We start from the raw sequence: 23,134 nt of genomic DNA, 5'->3' as shown, positions 1-23,134 counted from the left end.
ATAATGGCATCTTCACCTGCTTTATGTTGGTTTGTAGTCTATCGAGGCTGGATTGATGCGTTCCGTTCACCTTACATTCCCATTCATCATACAAATAACCGTTTGCGCTGAACATGACCACATCGGGCTATAAATGACCGATTTACGCTGCAAATTTGAATGAATTATGGACGGTACCGCTTATTTTCGCTCGCCAGCCCTTGTTCAAATGCATACCGGGTCAATTGAACACGATTTTCAAGCTGTAACTTTTGCAAAATGTTTTTGAGATGATTTTTCACCGTTTGCGCCGAGATGCCCAGCCCGGCGGCGATCTCACGATTAGTCATGCCGGAAGACACCCATTGCAAAATTTCGCGTTCTCTACGTGTGAGCGTATCAACAGCCGGATCGCTATATGTCTTGCCAAACGGAAACTCCTGCAAAATGCGCTGCGCAATCTCCTGACTCATCTCCTCACGGTCAAACGCCACACTGCGCAAATATTCAAGCCATGTCGCAGGTGGTAAGCTTTTGAGCAAATAACCTTGCGCCCCTTGTTTGATCGCCTGAAACAGATGCGCCGCATCATCCGACACGGTCATCATAATAATTTTTACGTACGGAAAGCGTAATTTGATCAGTCCTGTCGCTTCCAGCCCATTCATACCTTTCATCGAAATGTCCATCAAAATCAGATCAGGCATCCACTTTTCCGTAAATTCAAGCGCTTCCTGCCCGCTGGACGCCGTACCGACTAACTCAAACAGCGGCTCCTCCGACAAAATAACACTCGTCGCCTCGCGTGCATGCGCATGATCATCCACAATCAACACACGTACTTTATCCATGATCTTTGCCCCCTGTCAGTATAAACTGTGTCCATCCATCAGCCCGGCGAAATTGAAATCGCCAGCCGCGCTGCTGTGCACGCTCGGCAGTAATCCGTAATCCGAAGCGTCCTGGCTGCTGCAATGCTTCTTCCACATAACCTGTCCCGTCATCCTCCACGATTACGCACCACTCCTGCTCATCGCCCTGACCACGGATCACTGCGCTGCGTGCGCGAGCATGTTTATGCACATTTAGCAGCGCCTCACGCATACAAGCGAACAGTTCCGTCTGCTCTGCTACAGACAAGCATGTATCAGCAAGCTGCCAATCCACTTCCACCTTCACACCCGCTAATGGCACCATCTCACGAATGCGCGTTTCCAGCGTGCTCTGGTGTGTATGTTCCTGCCGTGGTTCCTGCTTTAGATCGGCAATCGCCTGCCGTACATCATGATTTGCTTCACCGACCGTCCGGCTCAGATCGTGTAGCAGCTGCATCACTTCAGGATCATGAAATTTGCGCTTCGCCTGATCCAACTTCACGCCAAGCAAAAACAACGATTGGGCAACACCATCATGCAGCTCACCTGCTAGCTGCTGCCGCTCCTCTAGCTTACTTTTGGCGATCCGTTCCTGATCGAGCGCTGCGCGTGTATTTTCCATCATTGTGAACAAACCGCGCAGCAGCGTAATGCTGACGATATACACGATCAACGGCGACAGCCAATTCCCTGCCTCCATCGATAAATAAGGCATTAGAAATTGATGGCGCACATATTCCCAAATACCAATCGTCAATGTCGGCACAAACAAAATCATCCACTTAATATGCTGATAAGACATCGTATTCTCCTTTATATCCAAATTATACCCGCTGACGTGTCCACAAACCTAGTCATTGTCATTTCATCACCACACTACCGCAAAGCGTTGATCCGGTCTACCGTTTACAAATGCAGTCCCCTCTCCACAGCCGATAAGTTTGAATAATACGTGAACAGACAAAATTTTTTGCTAAAATTGCAATAAATCGTTTGCAATTCCTTTACCGTATGCTTACAATGAGATTATATGATAATGATTATCATTCCTGATGAAATGAGAATTGAATGATAATAGTCGCTAGCTTGCTGCTTTATAGCCATCGCTACGACAGCTAATCATGCAACATCTTAGACAAACACAATATGACTGCCGCGCTGAATCGCGCCTCAAAAGGAGACGGAATCTGGATGAACGCAATGACACAAAAGACTACACTTCAAATAGACGATTATCTCGATCTGCTCAACCTAGCTGTGCATATCGGTGATCAGAAATGGCAAAAGGAAATTATTCGCAAGCTCGAATATTTGAAGCAATGTGCCACCGCTTCCCGTAGCCGTTAATGATAGAGTAACACGATATATACGATAGTAGAGTAGCATGATCATAGATGAAGCAACAGTTTGCAATTTCAACACATTTAATCATCGACCTATCCTAATCATATAGAACAAACCGACCTCATAGGATGAAGTCGGTTTTTTTGTGCGATGCCGGTATTGATGTAATCACCGAAACGCTAGCGATATATGAAAGTATTGCTTTTACAGTAATGCTTCGATATCCTGCTCCATATCAATTGGGTCCGTTGTCGATTCAAAACGACGGGCAACTTTACCATCGCGGTCAATCAGAAATTTAGTAAAATTCCATTTGATCGAATTACCTGGCAAATATTCAGGATGACGTTCATGCAGTAGCGGCAGCAAAATTTTGGCAACCGAGTGCCGCGTATCAAAGCCTTCAAACGGTTTGCTGTCCGCCAAATACGTGAACAGCGGATGCGCATGCTTATCACGCACATTAACCTTTTGGAACATCGGGAATGAAACCCCGTAATTCAACGTACAAAACGCATCGATCTCCTCATTACCATTCGGCTCCTGATCCGCAAATTGATTGGAAGGAAAACCGAGTACGACAAACTCCTTATCTTTATAACGATCATATAAACGTTGCAAATCCGCATATTGAAAAGTAAAACCACACTGGCTTGCTGTATTTACGATTAAAATTACTTTGCCACGGTAGTCATCTAACGAAACTTCTCGTCCATTCATCGCTGTAGCAGAAAATTGGTATACAGTCATCGTTTATCTGTTCTCCCCTTTGTGCACAATTATCGTGTTGCCTATCATATTGTACCCAAAGTATGATATTATTGAAACTAAATAACTAGTTAAATTTGTTTAATAGTAGGCATAAAGTCCTTATAATACACAAATTTCAATCCATTTCCAATTAACGGTTAGACAAACCATCCAGCAACAACAATGGAATTGCATATTCCAGCGCCTTCGCTATCGTTTTTATGGAGTTAAGACGGATCATGCTGCGAATCGTTCATAAACGGCTTATTCACATAATAATACATCAGCGCCATAAACACCGAACCACCGATCAGATTACCGATCGTAACTGGTACCAAATTATGAATGACACCGGCAAAATGGATCGTCTGCGGATGATCTACAACGAGTGCAATCGCAAATGTACACATATTGGCAATGCTGTGCTCATACCCGGAAATAAAAAAGCAAAACACAAACAGCATCATACAAAATAGCTTGGCAACTTCATTTTTCAGCCCTATCGGAATAAAAAATGCCAAACAGACGAGCCAATTACATAAAATTGCCCGAAAAAAGAGCTGCATCGTCGGCGCTTGCATTTTATGCTCCACCACACCGAGCAAAAATCCATTCACCGTATGATCGGCATATAACCCGGTCAAATAAATCAGCAGCGCAAACGCACACGCCCCCATAATGTTGCCGATATAGCTTGTCACCCACAATCGTACGACTTGTGTCCACCTGAGCTTGCGAATGAGCGCTGCATACGAATAATAAAACGTATTGCCGGTAAACAGATCACCTCCACCGAGTGAGATCAAAATGATCGCCGCACCAAATGTGAGCGCCGCCATCGGATAAGCTGCCGGCGATTCGACCGCATAAAAGAAATTGCCGGTCTTGAATGCAACAATGACGCCAAAGCCGATAAACATACTAGCAAGCATCGAACGAGACATATAGCGCAGCTTGCTCTGGTTATAAATTCTGCTTTTTTCCAGCGCCAGCTTTTCCACCTGTTGTAAGGAATCGACTTCCATGCGTTCCCCTCCGTTTGTTCCGTATTGGATTGCTGTCGCTCGCGTCTTCCCGTGGCAAACTGGACGCAGACTACTGCTTGTCCTTGTTCGCTTTTTCGCCGCTAATCCCTGCCGTTCAAACGACTCATTTGTGATCATCCGCACAGACAACAGAGCGTGCAAGCTTCCTATTCGGTTCCTACCTATTAACTTAGCTACTGTTTCTTTTATGAATAGATGTGGTAAATAAAATCTGTTAACATCCATTTCATATCACTTCTTCTGCTAGTACTCGCATCGTTCCACTTTGTTCTTATAGGAAAAATTACCTATTTGTCGAAATTTCCCGACAAAAGTCTTAAATGCTATAAAGTTTAAAAACGACCCGACCGAAAAATAATATATAGAGCACAAGTCACAAATTAGACACATCATTTTCAACAAACAAGAATCGAGCGACTTTTGTCCTTGATCTTGATGATATATAGATTGCACAAGCATATTTTCACAAGAGTCTTTTGGTTCATATTAAAAATTTAACATATTTAAGCTAAATTTAATGAACATTGTGTGAAAATGTGATAATGTAAATTTACAATCAAAACACGAGGTGAATGATCATGACAAACCAAACTAAACTGATTCAACTGCGCCAACAACTGCCACAAGAACAACAAGCGATCAGCCGCTACGTTGAACATGCACTGCAATCGATCGATGAACTGGTAGAAAAACATCGCCAATACAACGCAACAATGGCAATCTACGGCGACAAAATTAACGGTAACGAAGAACGCGTATATCGTGACACGATTGCCGAAATCAAAGCACAACTGCTGGAAACACTCGAAAGAACCGTTGAAGACTTTTCGCATGTAGGTGACAAGAACTGGACTAAAAACTACAAAGACGGCATTAAATAAATCGCAATCATAACGCTTCATTCGAGCATAAACGCTCTAATGGTCTCGTGTAGTTCATCCGGCTTGACCCTTCCCCTGCCAACTGCTTTTGCCTGCACAGGCTGTAGCAGATCAAATAGATCGCTTTTGCAACTCTCTTTTCACTAGGAATAACAACCGCTTAACGATCAAACTAAACATCTACCATTATGAAAAACCCGCAGCTAACTCGCTGCGGGTTTTTGCTTATGTTGATTGCGCTCATGTATTGAGCTTACTCATGCTTACTCATTAAGCTTAATAATACGGTGCCATCATTAGATATACGATTACGCCGGTGAAGCTAACATACAGCCAAATCGGCATCGTCCAGCGGACGATTTTTTTGTGTTTATTAATTTGCATCGTCCAGCCCCATACGAGTGCAAATAGCGCCAGCGGTACGACAACCGCAGCCAAAAAGCTATGCGTAATGAGAATAAAGAAATAAATCGGACGAATAATGCCTTCGCCACCATAACGTGCCGTTTCCGGAGACAAGTAGTGGAACGACAAATACGTAACTAAAAACAACAATGTCGTCGAAAATGCCGCCAAAATAAATCCACGATGTAGCTTAATGTTCTTTTTAATAATCGCAATCAATGCCGCTACTAGAAAAATAAACGTAAAGCTATTGAAAATAGCATTCATACGCGGCAAAATCGTAATATCAAAATCCAGTGTACCTTTGTAACCAATGCCTGGTGCGAAAAATAGCAGCAAAATAATCACATTGGCAATTACCGATACGGTAATGATCAGCCCTGCAAAGTTTTTATTTGTTGTCGGCTTCATATTGCCTGTTTGTGTGCCTTTACCCATAGGTATTCTCCCATCCTTGCGATTCAGACTCAGGATATGGTGTATCCTCAATGTACATTATATTTTAAATATTGGACACGTACCAAGCTTTTGGTGACAACAGTTTGAACTTTTTGCAGCAGCTCGATCCATTACGCGTCTTTGCGCCAAATATCGTGGTATTCCTCATGACGTTTAAATTGTGCTAACGCATACGAACATGCTGGTACGACTGTTTTCCCTTGCTCACGTGCGATCGCGACGACACGTTTCACTAGCTCCTCGCCCACTTTTTGCCCACGCAGTTCTTCCGCCACAAAAGTATGATCGATAATGATCGATTGCTCATCATAATTACTAAAACCGATTTCCGCTTTTGGTGCACCATCTACATGTACAGCTAATCCATTATCATTTTCCACGATGTTATGCATCATGTTCACTCCTTTGCTCATTAAAGTCAATCAGGCGGTATATTTGCGCCAAATACATGTTCAAACAGGTATATCTATTCCTTTATCCCCTCAATAAGAAGCATCGAAACAGCGTGACGATGCCAACATATACATACAAACTTTAGATGTAATTGCTTCTGTCCTAAGGCGTGTACACAAACTTGGCATATTAAGTCAATCACCGCTGCGGTACAGAACAAAAATAGAAATCGCTGCTCTGCTTGCCGATGTTGCATCCATTTTGCAAACGCCCAGTGCATAAACATCATGCACTGTAATACACCTTTATGCAAAGCATATAGACTCGCTTTATCTGTTTATCAAGTAAATAATTTAATTGTTATAAAGTGTTAATAAATAAAAAATATCCCTAATTTATCTGCAAAACTATTACTTTTTACGAAAAGCAGACGAAATATATTATATTATTGCTAATAATTGGGGGATGAAGCTATGAAATGGTTTTTGAATTTAAAAACTGCAACTAAGATTGTGTCTGCCTTCGCTGTGCTGATTGTGATCTTTCTTGCCTTTGGTTTATACAGTCTGCAAAATCTTCACTATAGCAGTCAGCAAACGAACAAAGTGTATACGAATAATCTCACTTCAATCCAGACGTTGTCGCAAATGCAAATTTATTATCAGCGGCTACGGGTAAATTTGCGCGATGTGAATATGAGCCCGACTACGGCTGAACAGAAACCTTACCTCGAAAAGATCGACGCATTAATTAAAGACATGAACGACAGCCTTGCCGTTTATACGCCGCTAGCACAAGACCCGTCAGAGCAGCAGGAGCTTGCCAAATTTAACAGCTCGTATGCCCAATACTTAACCGTTTTTAAGGAGTCGCTTCGTCTTGCCCAAGTGCCGGGTACCGAAGGCAGGGCTGCCTTTATCCAGTTCAAAGACAACACGCTCAAGCCTGCGGGCGATCTCGCTTCCGATCAACTCGATCAGCTCATTACGATCAATAACAACCTCGCCAAACAAGCGAACGACAATGCTATGTCTTCCTACCAGTCTACACGCGTAACTACACTCATTATACTTGGAATCGTTATTTTATTTAGCTTATTTTTGGCATTGGTCATCACCCGTAGCATTGCAACACCGCTCAAAAAATTGTCCGCGTTAATCGCACGGTTTGCCGATGGCGATTTGAGTGGGCAATCCGATATTACACGCCGAGACGAAGTGGGACAGCTATCCCAATCGATTAACATCATGGCAGATAATCTGCGCACACTTATTTCGCAAATTACCGTATCGGCTCAAAGTGTAGCAGCTTCCTCACAAGAAATTTCAGCAACGACCGAAGAAATCGCCAATGCCAGCACGAACCAAGCGGAATCGGCAACAACGATCAATGAACTGTTCCGCGAACTGTCGACTGCGATCGATGCGGTGGCAAGCAGTGCAAGCGAAGCGGCTGAATTGTCCAACCATACGATGGAAGTGGCGCAAAAAGGAAGTGGCATTATTAACGAATCGATGATCAGTATGCAGGCGGTAAATGACTCTATCCATCGTCTGGAGCAAGATTCACTGCGCATTGGCGAAATTACCGATGTGATCGATGATATTGCTGATCAGACGAATCTGCTAGCGCTAAATGCGGCGATCGAAGCGGCACGAGCAGGTGAGCAAGGCAAAGGTTTTGCCGTCGTTGCCGATGAAGTGCGCAAGCTTGCTGAACGCAGTATGGACGCCACCAAACAAATTGCCAGCATTATTAAAACGATGCAGCGCAATACGAAGGACAGTGTCAGCTCTGTGCAGCAAAGTACGTCCCAATCTAATCAGACGAGTGAAGCATTCCAAAATATTTTGCGCATGGTGAACGATTCTGCGCTCAAAGTGAACGATATTGCGGCAGCATGTGAAGAAGAAGCAGCTCAAGCAGGACAAGTGATGCTGTCTGTGGAAAATATCGCGGCGGCAAGCCAGCAAGCGGCGGCATCGGCAGAAGAAACAGCAGCATCCTCGCACTCGCTTGCCCAGCTTGCCGAAGAATTGAACGATTCCGTCTCTCGCTTTAGAGTGTAATGAGTACATTGAAGAAGACAGTCATGCCTGTTCGATCGAACGTAGCCAATCGCATCATACCTACTCGACCTAACATAGCAGACTGAACGCGTAGTGCTATGACCGTTTTAAATATATCGTTTAAAACAGGGTAGATTACTGCTATAAATCAGGACATAAAGTGGATTCAAAGCCACTATTGAAAGCAGGCAAAGTAATAGTAGTAACGATACGGTATACTATAAATACGCCAATCGGTTACACACATGCCGAGTATAAATGGGACAGAGCACACGACAGTATCAGCCCTATGCGGCTGTACATACCGTAACGTAAGCTCATCTGGATTAAACGACATCATTTACGTACGGTATTCGATGGACGTATCATCGGTTGTTGATCATTATACAAGCCTGTACAAATCAGCATTGATATCTGATTCGTACAGGCTTTTCCATTCACTATTATGTTTAAGCTGGTCAAAGCACTAGATGGTGTCTTCAAACGATCTTACGTATCATTTTATTGTTCACAAAGATCAGAAATAAGACCCTGTACAGCTTACTCTGACGCAAATTACCGGTAGAACGATCTGTAAAGCAGTTTGAAGACACGCCCTAGACGACCGCTGTAAATGCATAGTTTGATAGTGTACAGATTCTCGTTATACATAAGGACAGCGAGCAGATTTAAAATCACTATTTAAAGCAGGCAAGCTACTACTACCTCGACCAAGTTCAATGTTAATTTTGATTGTGTACTGAAGTCCTGGTCCATGCAATTTTAAAACAGCTTCAACACTCCAATTCATCTTGGTTAACGTACTATGTTTACGTGCCATACTCATTCTCCTTTTAATCTAGTGGATGAAGATGGCACGCACATTGTTTAATAATTCGTTCCACTTCCTGCAATCGCAGCGGTTTACTAATAAAATCCTGCATGCCCGCATCAAGGCACATATCGCGATCCGTACTGCGTGCAAATGCGGTCGTTGCCACAATGACAGGTTGCTCATGCTCTGGTAGACGTTCGCGCAGCTTACGCGTCGCTTCAATCCCGTCCATCTCAGGCATCTGGATATCCATGAATATAAGTTCATACGGACGCGACATCGCCATCATCGTCGCTTCTTGCCCATTGTGCGCAATGTCAGCACGATAGCCGAGCTTACGCAGCATTTCACGTAGCAGTTTTTGATTAACCGGATGATCTTCGGCAATCAAAATGCGCAATGGCCCGTATTTACCATCGGTCAGCCCTTCAGCGGACGGTTCGTCTCTGCGTTCGGATTGCTCTGTTTCGTTCGTATACTCATCTGGCAAATAATGTACCGGCAGCAGAAACCGGAATGTCGCCCCTTTGCCTTCCTCGCTATCGACACTAATCGTCCCCCCCATCAGTTCGATCAGCTTTTTGCAAATGGCAAGTCCAAGCCCGGTGCCGCCATATTTGCGGTTGATCGAAGGATGTAGCTGGGAAAACGACTGAAATAGCAAACTTTGCTTATCGCTGGAAATGCCGATGCCGGTATCACTCACCTCAAATTCCAACAAACACTCCGTCGCACGGCGTTCTGCCTGCCGTAACGTTACTGACACACTGCCATTATCGGTAAATTTGATCGCATTGCTGATCAGATTGACTAACACTTGACGCAAACGCGATGCATCGCCAATAACTGCCTGTGGCACCTGTTCACTCGTATGACATGTTAATTCAATTCCTTTTTCGGCTGCACGTGAAGTGAACAGATCAAGCACCCCGGCAAGCAGCGGCAAAAGCTGAATCGGAGCGTGCTCCAATAGCATTTTACCAGCTTCGATCCGGCTAAAATCAAGAATTTCGTTCAAAATATGCAACAGTGCATCACTGCTATCGCGAATAATCTCAATATAACTGCGCTGCTCCTCATCCAGTTCGGTATCGGCAAGCAGCCCGGTCATCCCGATAATGCCATTCATCGGCGTTCTAATCTCGTGGCTCATAATTGCCAGAAACTCCGACTTGGCGCGATCAGCACGTTCGGCAAGCTCTTTGGCACGAATGATCTGCTTTTCATTCGTAATATCGTTAAATACAACGACTGCGCCCTTACGCTTGCCGCGATCCCAGATCGGCGTAATCCGGTACGATACCATAAAACTGGAACCGTCTTTACGCAAAAATACCGCCTCTTGCTCCTCATACGAGCTACCTTCACGCAGCGCGCGATCAATCGGATGATCCTGCGGCAAATAAGCGCTGCCATCGGCATGCGTGAGCTGGAACATTTCCAACAGCGGCTGCCCGGCAAGCTCGGATGTGCTAAAGCCTAGCATTCGTGTAGCTGCCGGATTAATAAACGTCGTTCGCCCTTCATTATCCAGCCCGAAAATGCCTTCCGATACAGAGTTTAAGATGAGCGTATATTCATTGCTCAGCTTTTCAATCTGTTCCAGATGCCGCTTCATTTCCGTAATGTCGGTGGCGATTCCGTATACACCGACAATCTGCTCATCTACGACAATCGGCAAATTAACGACACTCACTTCGCGTGTATCACCATTGGCGACGACGACACGTGATTCGTACGATTGCGGTTCTCCTTGCAAAGCACGTTCGAAATGCTCGACTGTATCGTATACATTTTCCGGCGCAATAAAGCATTCAAACGACCGTCCAATCAGCTCATCTTCACTGCGTCCGACCAGATTTTCCATCTCCGCATTAATCGTCGTATACCGCCCTTGCGTATCAAATGAAAATACACTTGCCGGATTATAGTCAAACAGTGAGCGATAACGCTGCTCGCTTTCTTGAATAAGTTGTGCCGATTGGCGCCGCTCCTGAATATCGCGTGCAATCGATAGTAACTGCTCTGCACCAGCGTCTCCACTGCCGATAAAACGCCCGGACGCTTCCAGCCATATATACCCACCAGAACGGTGACGGTGACGATAGCTGACCGGTTTAGGCTGTTCATCCGCGTTATGAATCGTCATATAACGCCGAATCGCTTCCACATCGTCAGGGTGCACATAATCCATAATCGATGTGCCGGTCAGTTCTTCCGGACGATAACCGAGAATCGTATGGCAGGCTGGTGAGCAGTACAGATAGATCGACTGCTCTACTGACAGACGGCTAATAAAGTCGAGCGATTGCTCCGAGATTAAGCGATACTGGCGCTCGCTTTCTTTTAACCGTTCTTCCATTTCAATCCGAGACGTAATGTCCTGTGTCATGCCGATGACCTGTAATGGGTTACCACTATGATCGGTAGCGACTTTCCAATGCGACTGCAAATAGCGCACTTCCCCATCCGGCAATGCCACGCGAAAAATGTGCTCACCTGTCCGCTGTTCGCCAAACGATAACCGGATCGCAGCGACTAGACCATCCATATCTGCCGGATGAATCAGCTTCGCTATACAGTCGATAGCTGGCGCCGGATCGCAAAATAGATACGGGAATAGCTCCTGCGCTTCTTTGCTAGAACTGATCGTTCCGGACGCAAGGTCCCAGTCCCACGAACCGATACGTGCGACACGCTGCACCTCACGTAGACTGTCTTCATATTTGATCCGATCATTTGCATTACGCCCGATGCCCAGCACTTTGCTAATGCGACCATACTCATCACGCACAACTTGAAATGAAATTTCAAACCATAGATAATACCCTTGTTTGTGCTTTAACCGACGCGTAATCGTCCCTTGATCCAAATATGCCTGTCCGCTATTCATCATCGTTTCAGCGTCTTCGGGATGGTAATACAGCATCCGACTTTGCCCGATCATTTCTTCCGGTCGATACCCGAGCACCGTGTAAAACGATTCTGACACATATTGCAAAATACCATCCGCATTGCTATACGATACGAGGTCTTTGGCATTTTCCGTAATTAAACGGTAAATTTCCCGATCCGCATGCGGTATGTTTTCATGCAGATGCAGCAGGTCAAGTTGTTGACATTGCACGATATAATAGGCGACATCTCCATCCTCATCGTGAATGACCGACAGTTCCATGCCAATCCGTAGCGTATGACCTTTGCCATGACGCCAGCGGCGCTCCATACAATAATGTTCGCCAGGTGTATGCAGCGCCTGCCCGGCGATCGTCATATAGGAAGAAGATGCTGTCCCCTGCTGTGCATTCAGCCCAGCATCTCCCATTCGTTTTAATTGTTGTTCGTCATAGCCGAGCAGCAGACAAAGCGCCGGATTGACGCTAAGCCAACTTCCCTCCTTCGGCTCAATAACGGCGATCCCGACAGAGGCAGTCCGATAAATATGTTCATATACTATACGGTCATGCCCTGATTGGTTAATCATCTTACTCCCCTCCAATTACAACCCACTTGCCCTTATGTGCAGTAGCACTATTCCTTACTTGATCATAAACGTATATCCCATAAACACAACAATGTGAATAAAAATCAATTGCCAATACAGGTTTTCCTTCAGTTAACACAATATAGTAAATACCTCGTTCTTAGCATGCCACCTTCGTTATACTGCCAATTACCCGTTAAATCAAAGACCGAATAGGGGCGTAACGAGATTACTTCAAAATCTACATATGTAGCGTTTTCGTACTGCTAGTCTTACCCTTTTCCTACCCGCATAGTTATAAAAAAAACACCGAACTGCCTTAGCTGCAGTCCGGTGTTTGATGCTTGCCGGATGTTACACTCGATCGAATCCGATACAATATCGAATCCGCTGCACAAACGGCTTACTTATTAGGGTACATCGCTGTTTAACTACGCAAATGTCGAGCTACGTATGGGGCGAGCGCCGATCAACGCAGCGTCGAATCCATCGTTGTACCTGGTGCCTCGCTTTTACGCTGACGCAGTGAGTTCGAGATGTTGCGCACCTGTGTCATCACTTTATCACGCGCACCTTTGTTACGCATCAAATATACAGCACCCAGTCCAATTGTCGTCCATAACGCTTTTCTTCCTGTCATGTTGTTCATCCTCCTCTTGATGTGTAAGTAGTATGGAATTGCTTTGCTTATTTGTAATGATGGTGTCTTATTTACAGATTACCCGTAACCGCCAAAAATAAACAATCATCACAAACCGTCATCCAGCAAAATGTTCATTACGGCATTTGCAATTTTAAATGCTGACTTAACCCTTCAATGCCACGGCAGATCACCTGATTATGATTCCAAATAAAAAACGGGCGTAACCACGGCTCACACCATCTCATCCACGGCTTGGTCGTCTGCACTTCCCAGTAATAATGCAGTATCGTCCATTCCCCGCATTGCTCCAAACGAAAAATACCTGTCCCATGCAAATCACCGGTCGCTTCCAGCCGAATTAACGCACATTCCAGCTTCTCCACGATGCTAAACTGAAAGGCAAGACGATAACCAAAACGGGTACGAATATGCATTCGGTAATGATCGCCTACCCCATGCGGATGTCCATGATGAACAATTTTGCGAAATGTTACACCTTTCCAGTCTTCAATCGCTTCAAAATCGCTAATGCGTGCCCAGACCGCCTGGGGCGTTGTTTGCAGTCGCCAACTGTGCGTAAACCGGTACTTGCCCATATGAAATCCTCCATCCTTTGCATCATCACTAGCATTCATGCGGTCTAACGATAAACGATCGTCTCATGATGCGGTGCACTAACCTCTGCGCCCAGACTCGCAGCAACACCGTGTACGCCTTCATCCATTACTTTATCATGACTCCATGTATATACCGGACGCAGCAGCGGATTCATCAATCGCAAACCGGCATGGTGCAGCCGTACTTTCCATTCACACCGCAGCTCGGTCTGTGCTCCATCTGGTGACTGTTTCATAAAACAGGTGCCTGTACCCGCAAGCGGCCCTTCCACTTCCAGTGTAAACTGATCTGGCTTGCGTTTGTCGGTCACGGTAAGATAGATCGACAGCGGGAATAGCATTTTCGTTTTAAATGTGCAACGAAACACATCGCCGATTCCATCGACACCCTGTCCGTGCTTCACCTTGTCAAACACAACATTATCCCAGCAATCGATCGCTTCAATCTGATCCGCTATCTTCCATAACCTATCGCTTGCAGTGCTTATTGTCCAGCTGCTAATGAATAGATAATGATGCTGCATGTAGGTTCCGCCTTTCTAATAGTTTGGTAGGTTGGCATGTAGGCACATTCTCGTGCTGGGGCAGGCACCATTGCGGGAAGGAAGAAGGGGACAAGCTCCCGTCTCAACTAGCAATCTACGGACGAGGATAACATGTAGATTGCTAGTCTCAAAAAAGTATGGTATTTTGCTGCGCAAAAACCTTTTTTCATTGCACCCCGTGTTTGAAGTTCGTAAACACTGAAGAAGTACGGTATTTTGCTGCGCAAAAACCTTTTTTCATTGCACCTCGTGTTTGAAGTTCGTAAACACTGAAGAAGTACGGTATTTTGCTGCGCAAAAACCTTTTTTCATTGCACCCCGTGTTTGAAAATCATAAACACTGAAGTCGTCCTTTCCCCTTATTTCCTTCCCGCAGTGAAGTGCTGCTCGCAGCATACGAGTTTGCGTGTAAGCCATATGTTGAGGGTAGCAGTTTATATAAACTTCAATTTTTTATTGTAAAAATAGACGTGAGAAATTAAAGCGAAAGCTTTAGTCCGTTTTAATTCGTTAATGTAGTAGTCATTTGACTTTAATTTATACAAATGATGAAGCTGTTACATTACACGAAATCCGATTGGCTTTTACTATACGCAACTTTATTTAGGTCTGAATCTGGCTCGACTCGAACGAAGCATGCGTTTGTGTAACTGTCTAACCACAACGAATCGGCTCGATCGGATCGCAAACAGGTTGAACGCAAGCGCTGCTAGTTTTCTTCAATCTTGCTTCTTTTAATCTTGTTTCTTTCAATCTTGTTTCTAATGGATGTATCGCATTATCGATCGCTAACTAACAAATTCAGATCAGTCCTAACTTTAGACGATATCGAGTGGAACTTTATGCTGTGGGGGCGGAAATGCCTGATCCAGTCGCTGTAATTGCTGCTCATTAAGCCGGATGGCTGCTGCTTGCGCATTGCTGCGGGCATGATCGATGCTGGATGCTTTTGGGATCGCGATGACAGAGCCGCTGCGGATACACCATGACAGCATAATTTGAAACGGCTCGGCTTGCTGTTCGTCAGCAATCTGCTGTACGACCGGATGCTCGATCAATTCACGGCGCAGTGAGCCTGCTTGTGCCAGTGGCGAATAAGCCATCACCGGCATATGCTGCTGCTGTTGCCACGGCAGCAGATCGTATTCGATTCCACGCGAGCCGAGGTGGTATAACACTTGGTTAACTGCACACTGTTCAGCGCCATGAATACGCAGTAGTTCATCCATATCATGAACGTCCAAATTGGATACACCCCAACGGCGTATTTTGCCGTCAGCTACGAGACGCTGCATACCTTCGACCGTCTCCTGTAGCGGAATGCGACCGCGCCAGTGCAACAAGTACAGATCAATTTGCTCTGTACCGAGTCGTTTCAAACTTTGCTCACAGCTGTTGACTAGCCGTTCGCCTCCGGCGTTATGCGGATATACTTTGGATACGAGGAACACATCGTCTCTGCGCCCGCGAATCGCTGCACCGACCAGTTCTTCCGATCGTCCTTCACCATACATTTCCGCCGTATCGATTAATGTCATACCTTGTTCGATTCCCGCTTGCAGCGCTGCAATTTCTGCGGCTCGGCGGGAATGATCATCGCCCATATTCCATGTACCTTGCCCAATCGCAGGCAGCACCGTTCCGTCTAGTAGTGTAACCGTTTGCTGTAGCATTTGGTGTTCTCCTTTCAAGGTGTTAACATTGTTGATTGTTCGCTATTTCGCTATATTGATTATTTAGGAGTAGATGATTGAATGACTGGCATGTAGTTTGCATCTTTACTTATAAGGTGATCTACACAATCGCATTATGATCGATTATTTACAGCGCTTATCAACAAGTACTTTATAAATGAGCCTGGTGTATTTCTAACTACCCATTAACCGCTATGACGAAGTAAGAATAAATGAAATGGAATAAATACTTAATAAATAGAATGGAGCCCATTATTTATGTATCCAACACAAAAAAAGACGCTACTTGAACGTCATTGTCGAAAGGAAATCTCCACCACACATTAACAGCAAAAAACAGACCCATTCTTCTCTAACAAAGAATGAGCCTGCTCTGCATTGTATCGTTTATTATCGTATGCATACACACTATAAAACTTCGCCGTATGCATCATGTTAACCTCTATACACCAATCGTGTACACCGCTTATCTAAACGATACGTTATGAATGTGCACTACGTTGAATTTCAAACTGATTACCTCAAACTATGACTGATCTGATCAGCACTGCAACCTATCACTTGAACCGACGCTCACCATCATACGTTGCGATCATACCGTACAAATCCGGGCGGCGGTCGCGGAAGATGCCCCAGTCTAGACGCTGTAATTCCAGTTGATCCAGATCGAACTCAGCGACAAGGACGCCTTCGCTGCTGCGGTCGGCTTCTTGTAGTTTGTTACCTTGCGGGCCAGCGATAAACGAAGAACCGTAGAAGTTGATCGAGGAATCTTCGTCTTCTTCTTTGCCAATACGGTTGGAAGCGATCACCGGAATCAAGTTAGCGCCGGCATGACCGAGCATGCACGCTTGCCAGTGATCTTTGGAGTCCATACCTGCATCTTCCGGTTCGGAACCGATAGCAGTTGGGTAGAACAGCAGCTCAGCACCCATTAGCGCCATACAGCGTGCGGCTTCAGGATACCATTGATCCCAACAAATACCGACACCGATCTTCGCATAACGGGTATTCCACACCTGGAAGCCGGTATCGCCTGGATTAAAATAAAACTTTTCTTCATAGCCCGGCCCATCCGGAATATGACTTTTACGGTATTTGCCCAGCACTTCGCCGTCTGCGTCGATGACAGCAAGCGAGTTGTAGCGTGCATAGTTCTTTTTCTCATAAAAACTGATCGGCAGCACGACTTGCAATTCTTTTGCGACTTGGCGGAAATGGTGAATCGCTTTGTTTTGTTCCAGCTCGGTTGCGTACTGATAATATTCCGCCTTTTCCTTTTGGCAGAAATAAGGTGTTTCGAACAGCTCTTGCAGCAAAATAATCTGCGCGCCTTGTGCCGCAGCTTCACGTACAAGTTTATCCGCTTTACGGATGTTATCTTCAATATCCCAAGAGCAGCTCATTTGGGTAGCTGCCACTTTTACGTTTCTCATTTCGTCTAATTCATCCTTCCTGTATAAATGACAGCACCGGTGCCGGTATTGGATTGTCTTCATCCGAGCACAACGTTCGCTTCATTAGATAAAATAGCAGCTTTTTTGCACATCTATACGTCCAATATACCATGTATTCCATTGCTATACACGCCAAAATAGAGCCATTCAATCGTTGCGCCTTCTCTATTGTGGCAGACTGAGCAACGATGAACAAGCTACTATGAATGTATATCGTCTCCGACTGCTATGAAGTGAATAGCATAGCACAAGACAGACGTATGAACGTATAGAAGTCGTCGCTTTTCGCCAAACTGCGTATAGACCTTTATTTTCAATCCTGGTAGGATGTATCTTCAAACTGCTTTATATATCTTTTAATGCCATTAATTCGTGTTAGATTAAGCTATAATACGACTTATTTTACTTTAAACTTCATCCGTTCGACCGATACGATAACAAGGTTGGCGATTTGAAAATACCGCATCAAAGCGTGATCACATTAAATATTAATTTTGATTATGTACGGACATTTCTATATGTAACAGCTTCATCCCGCTTTAAAATCCAAATGAACATCGGTCAAAATCAGCGTGTCTTTAAACTGTTTACAGACCGTTTGATGCGATTCGTTTGCGTCAGATTACACTATAATAGGAGACTCGTTTCATTGGAAACGTCCATCCTTTTCACATCATAAACGGATGAGTTGTATCGTCTGCAAGCCGCACAGAACGGAAGGAATAAAGGGTAAGGACAGACCTCTAGTAGGCTGACCAGCTTACACTCAATGTCTGATGGACTATACCGTATGAAAAAAGGGGGGGGCATAACAATAAACTGTACCCTACCTTTTTTGAACGTGGGAATCTACCTTCTCTCCTACTCCGTAGATTCCCATACGAGACGAAAGTCCGTCCCTTTATTCCGTACCGCAGTGGGAATGCACGACTACTTCAGTCATGCACTAAAGCCCTACGTTCACTTACCCGCTGGGATTTGCTGAGTTGTACAGTGTACATTACCGCCTTCGCGGATAATTGCCATGCCGTTAATCGTACGGATGCGGCGATCCGGGAATGTTTGTTGCAGCACTGCAATCGCTTGGCGATCCGTTGCTTCCGCTGTACCGCCAAATACCGGCAAAATGATGCCGCCATTGACGAAGTAGAAGTTTAGATAGCTAAGCGTCAAACGCTGTTCACCATGCATCACAAGCGGCGGTTGTTCGATTTCGATCACTTCCAGCTTCCGTCCTTTGGCATCGGTCGCTTCCGCCAAAATACGCAGATTTTCCTGAGTGATCTCATAGTTATCGTCAGCAGGATCATGACATACCTGCAACATAATTTTACCAGGCGCAGCAAAACATGCCACATTGTCCACATGACCATCGGTTTCGTCGCCGGACAGACCGCGTTTTAGCCAAATGATCTGCTGTACATTCGTATAATCTTTCACAAGCTGCTCAATTTGCTCACGGCTTAGCTGTGGATTGCGGTTTACATTCAGCAAGCATTCCTCGGTCGTCAGCAGCGTTCCTTCGCCATCCACATGAATGGAACCACCTTCCAGTACGAGCGGTGCATCAAATTGACGCAGATTAAGATGCTTTAGCACCGCAGCAGCGACCGCATCGTCCAAATCCCAATGTTTGTATTTACCGCCCCAAGCGTTAAAGCCCCAATTGATACCGGCACGCTCGCCCTGCTCGTTGATGACGATCGTTGGGCCGTTATCGCGCAGCCAGGCATCATCATGCTCCAGCAGCAGGAATTCCACATTTTGTCCTGTAAATAACGCTTGTACGTTGTCCAAATCGTCCGGATTCACAATCAATGTGACCGGCTCGAACTCGGCAATTGCACGGATTAGCTCTTGATAGCCTTTACATACATCCGCATAATCCTCTGGGTAAGACATCGAGCCGATGACCGGCCAGCCCAAAATTGTTCGTTCGTGCAGCTCCCATTCGGCAGGCATCATATATTTCAAATCGATTGGTTTCATGATTTAGGGTCACCTTATTCATCATAGGATAGTTCCCGTATGCATACGATTGAAGTACCGCTCAAACGGTATGCCTCGGAACAACCTATATCATACAATATGAATGCAGTTGTACCAAGCGATTTTCGTAAATTTTATGCAAGCAAACATAAAAAAGCCCGCAGTGCAATACACTACAGGCTGATCTATTGTATAATTAACGATTTCCATTAGCTACTTTTTGTTACATAAATTGTATTATTGCGATTCTGCTTTACAAATGGTACCAGTATAACGTATTACAACCATACTTCAGCCGGCAAAATTAACCTTTACTTGCTCCGCCAAAGCTAAAGCCTTGCGACATATAACGCTGACCGATAATGTACAGCGCTACCGCCGGAATCGTATACAACACCGAGAACGAAGCGAGCATACCGTACTGTACCATGCCGTTTTGTCCAAAATACTGATAGATCGTGACGGCTGCAGGCAGCTTGTCCGCACTTTGCAGCAAAATAAACGGTACGAGGAAGTTGCCCCAGCTGCCGGAAAAAGCGAAGATTCCGACGGTGAAAATGCCTGGCAACATCAGCGGCACGATGACGAGGCGCAATGTTGTCCAGATCGATGCACCGTCGACCCATGCGGCTTCTTCCAGTTCAATCGGCACGGAATCCATAAAGTTTTTCATCATCCAGATCGAATACGGCAATGCCGAAGCGGTCAGGAACAAAATGGTGAAAAAGAGCGAATCCTGCATCCCGAAGTATAAAAAGAACTGATACACTGGCACCATTACCGCTGTCAGCGGCAAACCAGTAGCAAACAAAATGACGTACATAAATGGGCGTTTGTAACGCATCTGGTAACGGGACAGCGGATAAGACGCCAGACCCGCCACGATGACGACGAGCAATGCTTGCCCAAGCGCCAAAATCAGACCGTTGGCAAAGGAAAGCTGATTTTCATGATTCGTTACCGTATCCCGATAGTTATCGAGTGTAAACTGAACCGGAAACTTAAGTGCAAGTGTTGCGTCCTTGTCAAACGATGCAAAAATCAGCCATAAGAGCGGAAGCAAAAACAGAACACCAATAATCGTCAAAATAATATAAGGCAAAACGCGTGCAACCGCGAACCGGTTTAGCTTGCGCTTGCGGGTTGTCGTACGAGGGGCATCATGTACTGTGCTCATCTGTTTTCCTCCTTTTACAGCTTCACTTTAAGCATTCGCATATAGACAAGGCTTGCCACAATACCGATCAATAGCAGCATCAGCGAGATCGCTGTTCCATAGCCCAACTGATAGTTAACAAAAGCCTGATGATACATATAAATTGGGAGCGTCTCGGTCGCAAGACCAGGGCCGCCGCCAGTCAACGCATAGATTAATGTAAACGAACCGAGCGTTTGCAGCGTAACGAGTACCATATTGGTCGTCACCGAGCTAACGATCATCGGCAACGTAATGCGTGTCAGCCGTTGCCATGCGTTGGCACCATCGATCATCGCGGATTCTTCCACTTCACGCGGTACATCGCCAAGCGCTGCCTGGAACACCATCATCGAAAATGCGGTACCGTGCCAGATGTTGGCGATAATGACCGATACCATCGGGAATGTGTACAGCCATGCGATCGGTGTAATATTAGCGGATTGCAGAAATGTATTCACCGTACCTGTATCGTTCAAAAAGGCGAACCATACAAACGCACACACCACTTCCGGTGCAACCCAGCCCGCGATGACGATCGAGCCAATCACACTGCGGAAGACACGACTGCGTCCGTTCATTAATACCGCGATAATAAAGCCCATCACCTGCTGCCCGATTACCGCTGAGAAGATTAGGAAAATGATCGTATTCCAGACGGAAGTGCGGAAGGCAGAGTCCTGAAACATATTTTTAAAATTTTCAAAGCCGACGAATTGTGAATTCGCCGCCGCAGCTCCGGTTAATGCGATATTCGTAAAAGCAAAATAAAACGTCAGAATGGTCGGTATGAAAAAGAACGCCAGCAGCAAAACAAAGCTTGGCGATAAAAACACCAATGCCCGCCATTGTTCAGCATTATTGCGGCGCTTGCTCGCAGTATTGCGCGCTTGTACAGCCTCCATCTGCAGTCTCCTCCTCCATTGCGCGATCAGGATCGCTGCACCAGCGCGATGAACGCTAGCTTGCTGCTTCCAATCGCGGTTTCTCTATCGTTCCTGTACGATTTCATCCGTAAACAGATCAGGCAGCCGGGCTGCCCTGCAACCCCGGCGACCGGCTACCTGTCTGAATCGGTTACATCATTATTACATTCGTATTGTCATTAGTTCGTCGCTGGCGCCACTTTATCGGCACCGAGGCTTCGAGTTACACTTTGTGTGAATTGCTGCATCGCCTGTTGCGGACTTGCGCCACCGGTTACGACCGCTTCAACCATTTGTTGAATCGCTGTCGATACAACCGGATAATCGGAGTTGCTTGGACGAACATGAGTGTATTTGAGGAACTCAGCTGCTTTGGCAAACAGTGTACCTGGCTGATCCAAATATTCAGCTTCTTTGGCTACGTCTGTACGTGGAGTCAGCGCGCTATCCAGAATCGCGTATTCTGTGTTGAATTTCTTGTTGACTGCCATTTGGATAAATTTCCAGCCCAGTTCTTTTTGCGCGGACTTCGCACCTACAGCCAGTGTCCAGCCACCGGACATCGAAGTGTAACCAGGAGCTTGACCGTTTTCAGTTGGCATTTTGATGAAATCATAGACGTCTAATGCTTGCGGCCACGGTTTGCTGCCAGTGGATGCCCATGTGGATGGCAACCAGCTGCCGTTCAGCACGATCCCTACTTTTTGGTTTGGCATCAGGTCGGTTTCCAATACTTGTCCGGCTTGTGCAGTCATAATTTGGGAAAGTGGAGCGCCGAGACCTTTGCTGTATACGTTATTGATAAATTGCAAGGAGTTCAGTACGCCAGGGCTTTGTGTCACCCATTTGTTGTTTTCGAACAGTGTGTTTTGTGTGCCGTACAACAGCATTTCAAACGTCTGCATCGTCGTTGCTTCTTGTCCAGCTTTGCTGGAGTTCATCCAGAATGGAATGATGCTTGGCTCTTTGTCTTTCAATGTTTGTGCTGCTGTTAGAATATCCTGCCAGTTTTTCGGTTGCCACGGTACAGGCAGACCGGCTTTTTTGAACAGTTCTTTATTGTAGTACAGACCGCGTACGTCAGTGGAGAACGGTACGCCATAGCTTTTGCCGTCTTTACCGACAACGGCTGCTTTGATGCCTTCGTTAAAATTGCTCCAGTCGCTCCACTGGTCTACCGCGAGCGGCTCCAAATAACCAGCTGCGCTGTCCGCATTGATCATAAATGAATCTTCAGCGAGCACTTCAGGCGCTGTTGTAGGATCAGACATCAACAGTGGGATTTTAGTGGAATATTGCGCACCTTGGATTGGCTGCAATTCTACTGTCACACCCGGATTTTCTTTTTCAAACTCGGTTTTAACATCGGTCAGCCATTTGCCCCATACATCGGCATCGTTCCATTTGCCATAGGCTACTTTTACGATTTTGTTGCCGCTTGAGCTTGCAGCCGAGTTGCTGTCAGTCGAGCTGTTTGTTGCCGAACCGCCGGAAGAACAAGCTGTTGCGAATAAGGACAGACTGAGTAGCATACCTGCTGCCCATTTGTAGCTTTGCTTTTTCATACTG

At 45.6% G+C, this 23,134-nt stretch carries 20 protein-coding genes; 3 read left to right on the top strand and 17 right to left on the bottom strand.

The genetic code is table 11. The features are described from left to right. Positions 1-164 precede the first annotated feature (164 nt). Positions 165-830, bottom strand: coding sequence for a response regulator transcription factor (locus tag U1I11_RS17015; protein ID WP_322907326.1), 666 nt, complete (start codon positions 828-830; stop codon positions 165-167). Continuing rightward, on the bottom strand, positions 823-1,656 hold the full coding sequence (locus tag U1I11_RS17010; RefSeq protein ID WP_322907325.1) for a sensor histidine kinase: 834 nt from the start codon (positions 1,654-1,656) through the stop codon (positions 823-825). The genes U1I11_RS17015 and U1I11_RS17010 overlap by 8 nt, the downstream gene beginning before the upstream one ends. Before the next feature lie 389 nt (positions 1,657-2,045). Here U1I11_RS17010 and U1I11_RS17005 point away from each other — a divergent pair, with 389 nt between their 5' ends. Further along, the gene (locus tag U1I11_RS17005) at positions 2,046-2,201 is read left to right on the top strand and encodes a hypothetical protein (protein ID WP_322907324.1); all 156 of its coding nucleotides are present in this window, start codon (positions 2,046-2,048) and stop codon (positions 2,199-2,201) included. A gap of 201 nt (positions 2,202-2,402) precedes the next feature. Here U1I11_RS17005 and U1I11_RS17000 read toward each other — a convergent pair whose 3' ends face one another. Together U1I11_RS17000 and U1I11_RS16995 are read right to left on the bottom strand one after the other, a co-directional pair. Then, complete coding sequence (locus U1I11_RS17000) at positions 2,403-2,948, bottom strand: glutathione peroxidase (RefSeq protein ID WP_322907323.1); 546 nt, start codon at positions 2,946-2,948, stop codon at positions 2,403-2,405. Between the two features lie 227 nt (positions 2,949-3,175). Beyond that, positions 3,176-3,973 carry a formate/nitrite transporter family protein gene (locus U1I11_RS16995; protein ID WP_322907322.1) on the bottom strand — a complete coding sequence of 266 codons (798 nt, stop codon included), beginning with the start codon at positions 3,971-3,973 and terminating at the stop codon, positions 3,176-3,178. Positions 3,974-4,572: 599 nt separating this feature from the next. Between U1I11_RS16995 and U1I11_RS16990 the strand changes: the two genes are divergently transcribed. Further along, on the top strand, positions 4,573-4,875 hold the full coding sequence (locus U1I11_RS16990; protein ID WP_322907321.1) for a restriction endonuclease subunit S domain-containing protein: 303 nt from the start codon (positions 4,573-4,575) through the stop codon (positions 4,873-4,875). A gap of 276 nt (positions 4,876-5,151) precedes the next feature. Here U1I11_RS16990 and U1I11_RS16985 read toward each other — a convergent pair whose 3' ends face one another. Continuing rightward, positions 5,152-5,718 carry a DUF420 domain-containing protein gene (locus tag U1I11_RS16985; RefSeq protein ID WP_322907320.1) on the bottom strand — a complete coding sequence of 189 codons (567 nt, stop codon included), beginning with the start codon at positions 5,716-5,718 and terminating at the stop codon, positions 5,152-5,154. A gap of 131 nt (positions 5,719-5,849) precedes the next feature. Beyond that, positions 5,850-6,131 (bottom strand): GNAT family N-acetyltransferase, encoded by a 282-nt coding sequence (locus U1I11_RS16980; RefSeq protein ID WP_322907375.1) that lies wholly within the window; start codon positions 6,129-6,131, stop codon positions 5,850-5,852. A 474-nt stretch (positions 6,132-6,605) separates the two neighbouring features. Between U1I11_RS16980 and U1I11_RS16975 the strand changes: the two genes are divergently transcribed. Continuing rightward, positions 6,606-8,201, top strand: a complete 1,596-nt coding sequence (locus tag U1I11_RS16975) for a methyl-accepting chemotaxis protein (RefSeq protein WP_322907319.1) — start codon at positions 6,606-6,608, stop codon at positions 8,199-8,201. 643 nt (positions 8,202-8,844) lie between these two features. Here U1I11_RS16975 and U1I11_RS16970 read toward each other — a convergent pair. The 11 genes from U1I11_RS16970 to U1I11_RS16920 form a co-directional block, all read right to left on the bottom strand. After that, positions 8,845-9,021 (bottom strand): hypothetical protein, encoded by a 177-nt coding sequence (locus tag U1I11_RS16970; protein WP_322907318.1) that lies wholly within the window; start codon positions 9,019-9,021, stop codon positions 8,845-8,847. 13 nt (positions 9,022-9,034) lie between these two features. Next, on the bottom strand, positions 9,035-12,499 hold the full coding sequence (locus U1I11_RS16965; protein ID WP_322907317.1) for a PAS domain S-box protein: 3,465 nt from the start codon (positions 12,497-12,499) through the stop codon (positions 9,035-9,037). Between the two features lie 469 nt (positions 12,500-12,968). Further along, positions 12,969-13,139: a hypothetical protein gene (locus tag U1I11_RS16960; RefSeq protein ID WP_322907316.1), complete on the bottom strand. Its 171-nt coding sequence runs from the start codon at positions 13,137-13,139 to the stop codon at positions 12,969-12,971. Positions 13,140-13,276: 137 nt separating this feature from the next. Beyond that, a complete protein-coding gene (locus tag U1I11_RS16955; RefSeq protein WP_322907315.1) occupies positions 13,277-13,738 on the bottom strand; it encodes an SRPBCC family protein in 462 nt (153 codons plus the stop codon). Between the two features lie 44 nt (positions 13,739-13,782). Further along, positions 13,783-14,283 (bottom strand): SRPBCC family protein, encoded by a 501-nt coding sequence (locus U1I11_RS16950; protein WP_322907314.1) that lies wholly within the window; start codon positions 14,281-14,283, stop codon positions 13,783-13,785. An 839-nt stretch (positions 14,284-15,122) separates the two neighbouring features. Beyond that, a complete protein-coding gene (locus U1I11_RS16945; RefSeq protein WP_322907313.1) occupies positions 15,123-15,977 on the bottom strand; it encodes an aldo/keto reductase in 855 nt (284 codons plus the stop codon). A gap of 578 nt (positions 15,978-16,555) precedes the next feature. Next, positions 16,556-17,434, bottom strand: coding sequence for an N-carbamoylputrescine amidase (gene aguB, locus U1I11_RS16940; RefSeq protein WP_322907312.1), 879 nt, complete (start codon positions 17,432-17,434; stop codon positions 16,556-16,558). Positions 17,435-18,415: 981 nt separating this feature from the next. Next, positions 18,416-19,444 (bottom strand): agmatine deiminase family protein, encoded by a 1,029-nt coding sequence (locus U1I11_RS16935; protein WP_322907311.1) that lies wholly within the window; start codon positions 19,442-19,444, stop codon positions 18,416-18,418. A 304-nt stretch (positions 19,445-19,748) separates the two neighbouring features. After that, positions 19,749-20,621, bottom strand: coding sequence for a carbohydrate ABC transporter permease (locus tag U1I11_RS16930; protein WP_322907310.1), 873 nt, complete (start codon positions 20,619-20,621; stop codon positions 19,749-19,751). Between the two features lie 14 nt (positions 20,622-20,635). After that, on the bottom strand, positions 20,636-21,544 hold the full coding sequence (locus U1I11_RS16925) for a carbohydrate ABC transporter permease (protein ID WP_322907309.1): 909 nt from the start codon (positions 21,542-21,544) through the stop codon (positions 20,636-20,638). Positions 21,545-21,744: 200 nt separating this feature from the next. Next, positions 21,745-23,130, bottom strand: a complete 1,386-nt coding sequence (locus tag U1I11_RS16920) for an extracellular solute-binding protein (protein ID WP_322907308.1) — start codon at positions 23,128-23,130, stop codon at positions 21,745-21,747. Between the last annotated feature and the right edge of the window lie 4 nt (positions 23,131-23,134).

Source organism: Paenibacillus campi (assembly GCF_034659835.1).
Lineage (GTDB): Bacteria > Bacillota > Bacilli > Paenibacillales > Paenibacillaceae > Saccharibacillus > Saccharibacillus campi.
Note: the sequence above shows the minus strand (reverse complement) of the source record. Positions and strands in the feature narration are given on the sequence as shown.

Bases quoted from the DNA above. Each gene is read 5' to 3' on its own strand.
- U1I11_RS17015 (WP_322907326.1), bottom strand. From the start codon at position 830: ATGGATAAAGTACGTGTGTTGATTGTGGATGATCATGCGCATGCACGC.
- U1I11_RS17010 (WP_322907325.1), bottom strand. From the start codon at position 1,656: ATGTCTTATCAGCATATTAAGTGGATGATTTTGTTTGTGCCGACATTG.
- U1I11_RS17005 (WP_322907324.1), top strand. From the start codon at position 2,046: ATGAACGCAATGACACAAAAGACTACACTTCAAATAGACGATTATCTC.
- U1I11_RS17000 (WP_322907323.1), bottom strand. From the start codon at position 2,948: ATGACTGTATACCAATTTTCTGCTACAGCGATGAATGGACGAGAAGTT.
- U1I11_RS16995 (WP_322907322.1), bottom strand. From the start codon at position 3,973: ATGGAAGTCGATTCCTTACAACAGGTGGAAAAGCTGGCGCTGGAAAAA.
- U1I11_RS16990 (WP_322907321.1), top strand. From the start codon at position 4,573: ATGACAAACCAAACTAAACTGATTCAACTGCGCCAACAACTGCCACAA.
- U1I11_RS16985 (WP_322907320.1), bottom strand. From the start codon at position 5,718: ATGGGTAAAGGCACACAAACAGGCAATATGAAGCCGACAACAAATAAA.
- U1I11_RS16980 (WP_322907375.1), bottom strand. From the start codon at position 6,131: ATGCATAACATCGTGGAAAATGATAATGGATTAGCTGTACATGTAGAT.
- U1I11_RS16975 (WP_322907319.1), top strand. From the start codon at position 6,606: ATGAAATGGTTTTTGAATTTAAAAACTGCAACTAAGATTGTGTCTGCC.
- U1I11_RS16970 (WP_322907318.1), bottom strand. From the start codon at position 9,021: ATGGCACGTAAACATAGTACGTTAACCAAGATGAATTGGAGTGTTGAA.
- U1I11_RS16965 (WP_322907317.1), bottom strand. From the start codon at position 12,499: ATGATTAACCAATCAGGGCATGACCGTATAGTATATGAACATATTTAT.
- U1I11_RS16960 (WP_322907316.1), bottom strand. From the start codon at position 13,139: ATGACAGGAAGAAAAGCGTTATGGACGACAATTGGACTGGGTGCTGTA.
- U1I11_RS16955 (WP_322907315.1), bottom strand. From the start codon at position 13,738: ATGGGCAAGTACCGGTTTACGCACAGTTGGCGACTGCAAACAACGCCC.
- U1I11_RS16950 (WP_322907314.1), bottom strand. From the start codon at position 14,283: ATGCAGCATCATTATCTATTCATTAGCAGCTGGACAATAAGCACTGCA.
- U1I11_RS16945 (WP_322907313.1), bottom strand. From the start codon at position 15,977: ATGCTACAGCAAACGGTTACACTACTAGACGGAACGGTGCTGCCTGCG.
- aguB (WP_322907312.1), bottom strand. From the start codon at position 17,434: ATGAGAAACGTAAAAGTGGCAGCTACCCAAATGAGCTGCTCTTGGGAT.
- U1I11_RS16935 (WP_322907311.1), bottom strand. From the start codon at position 19,444: ATGAAACCAATCGATTTGAAATATATGATGCCTGCCGAATGGGAGCTG.
- U1I11_RS16930 (WP_322907310.1), bottom strand. From the start codon at position 20,621: ATGAGCACAGTACATGATGCCCCTCGTACGACAACCCGCAAGCGCAAG.
- U1I11_RS16925 (WP_322907309.1), bottom strand. From the start codon at position 21,544: ATGGAGGCTGTACAAGCGCGCAATACTGCGAGCAAGCGCCGCAATAAT.
- U1I11_RS16920 (WP_322907308.1), bottom strand. From the start codon at position 23,130: ATGAAAAAGCAAAGCTACAAATGGGCAGCAGGTATGCTACTCAGTCTG.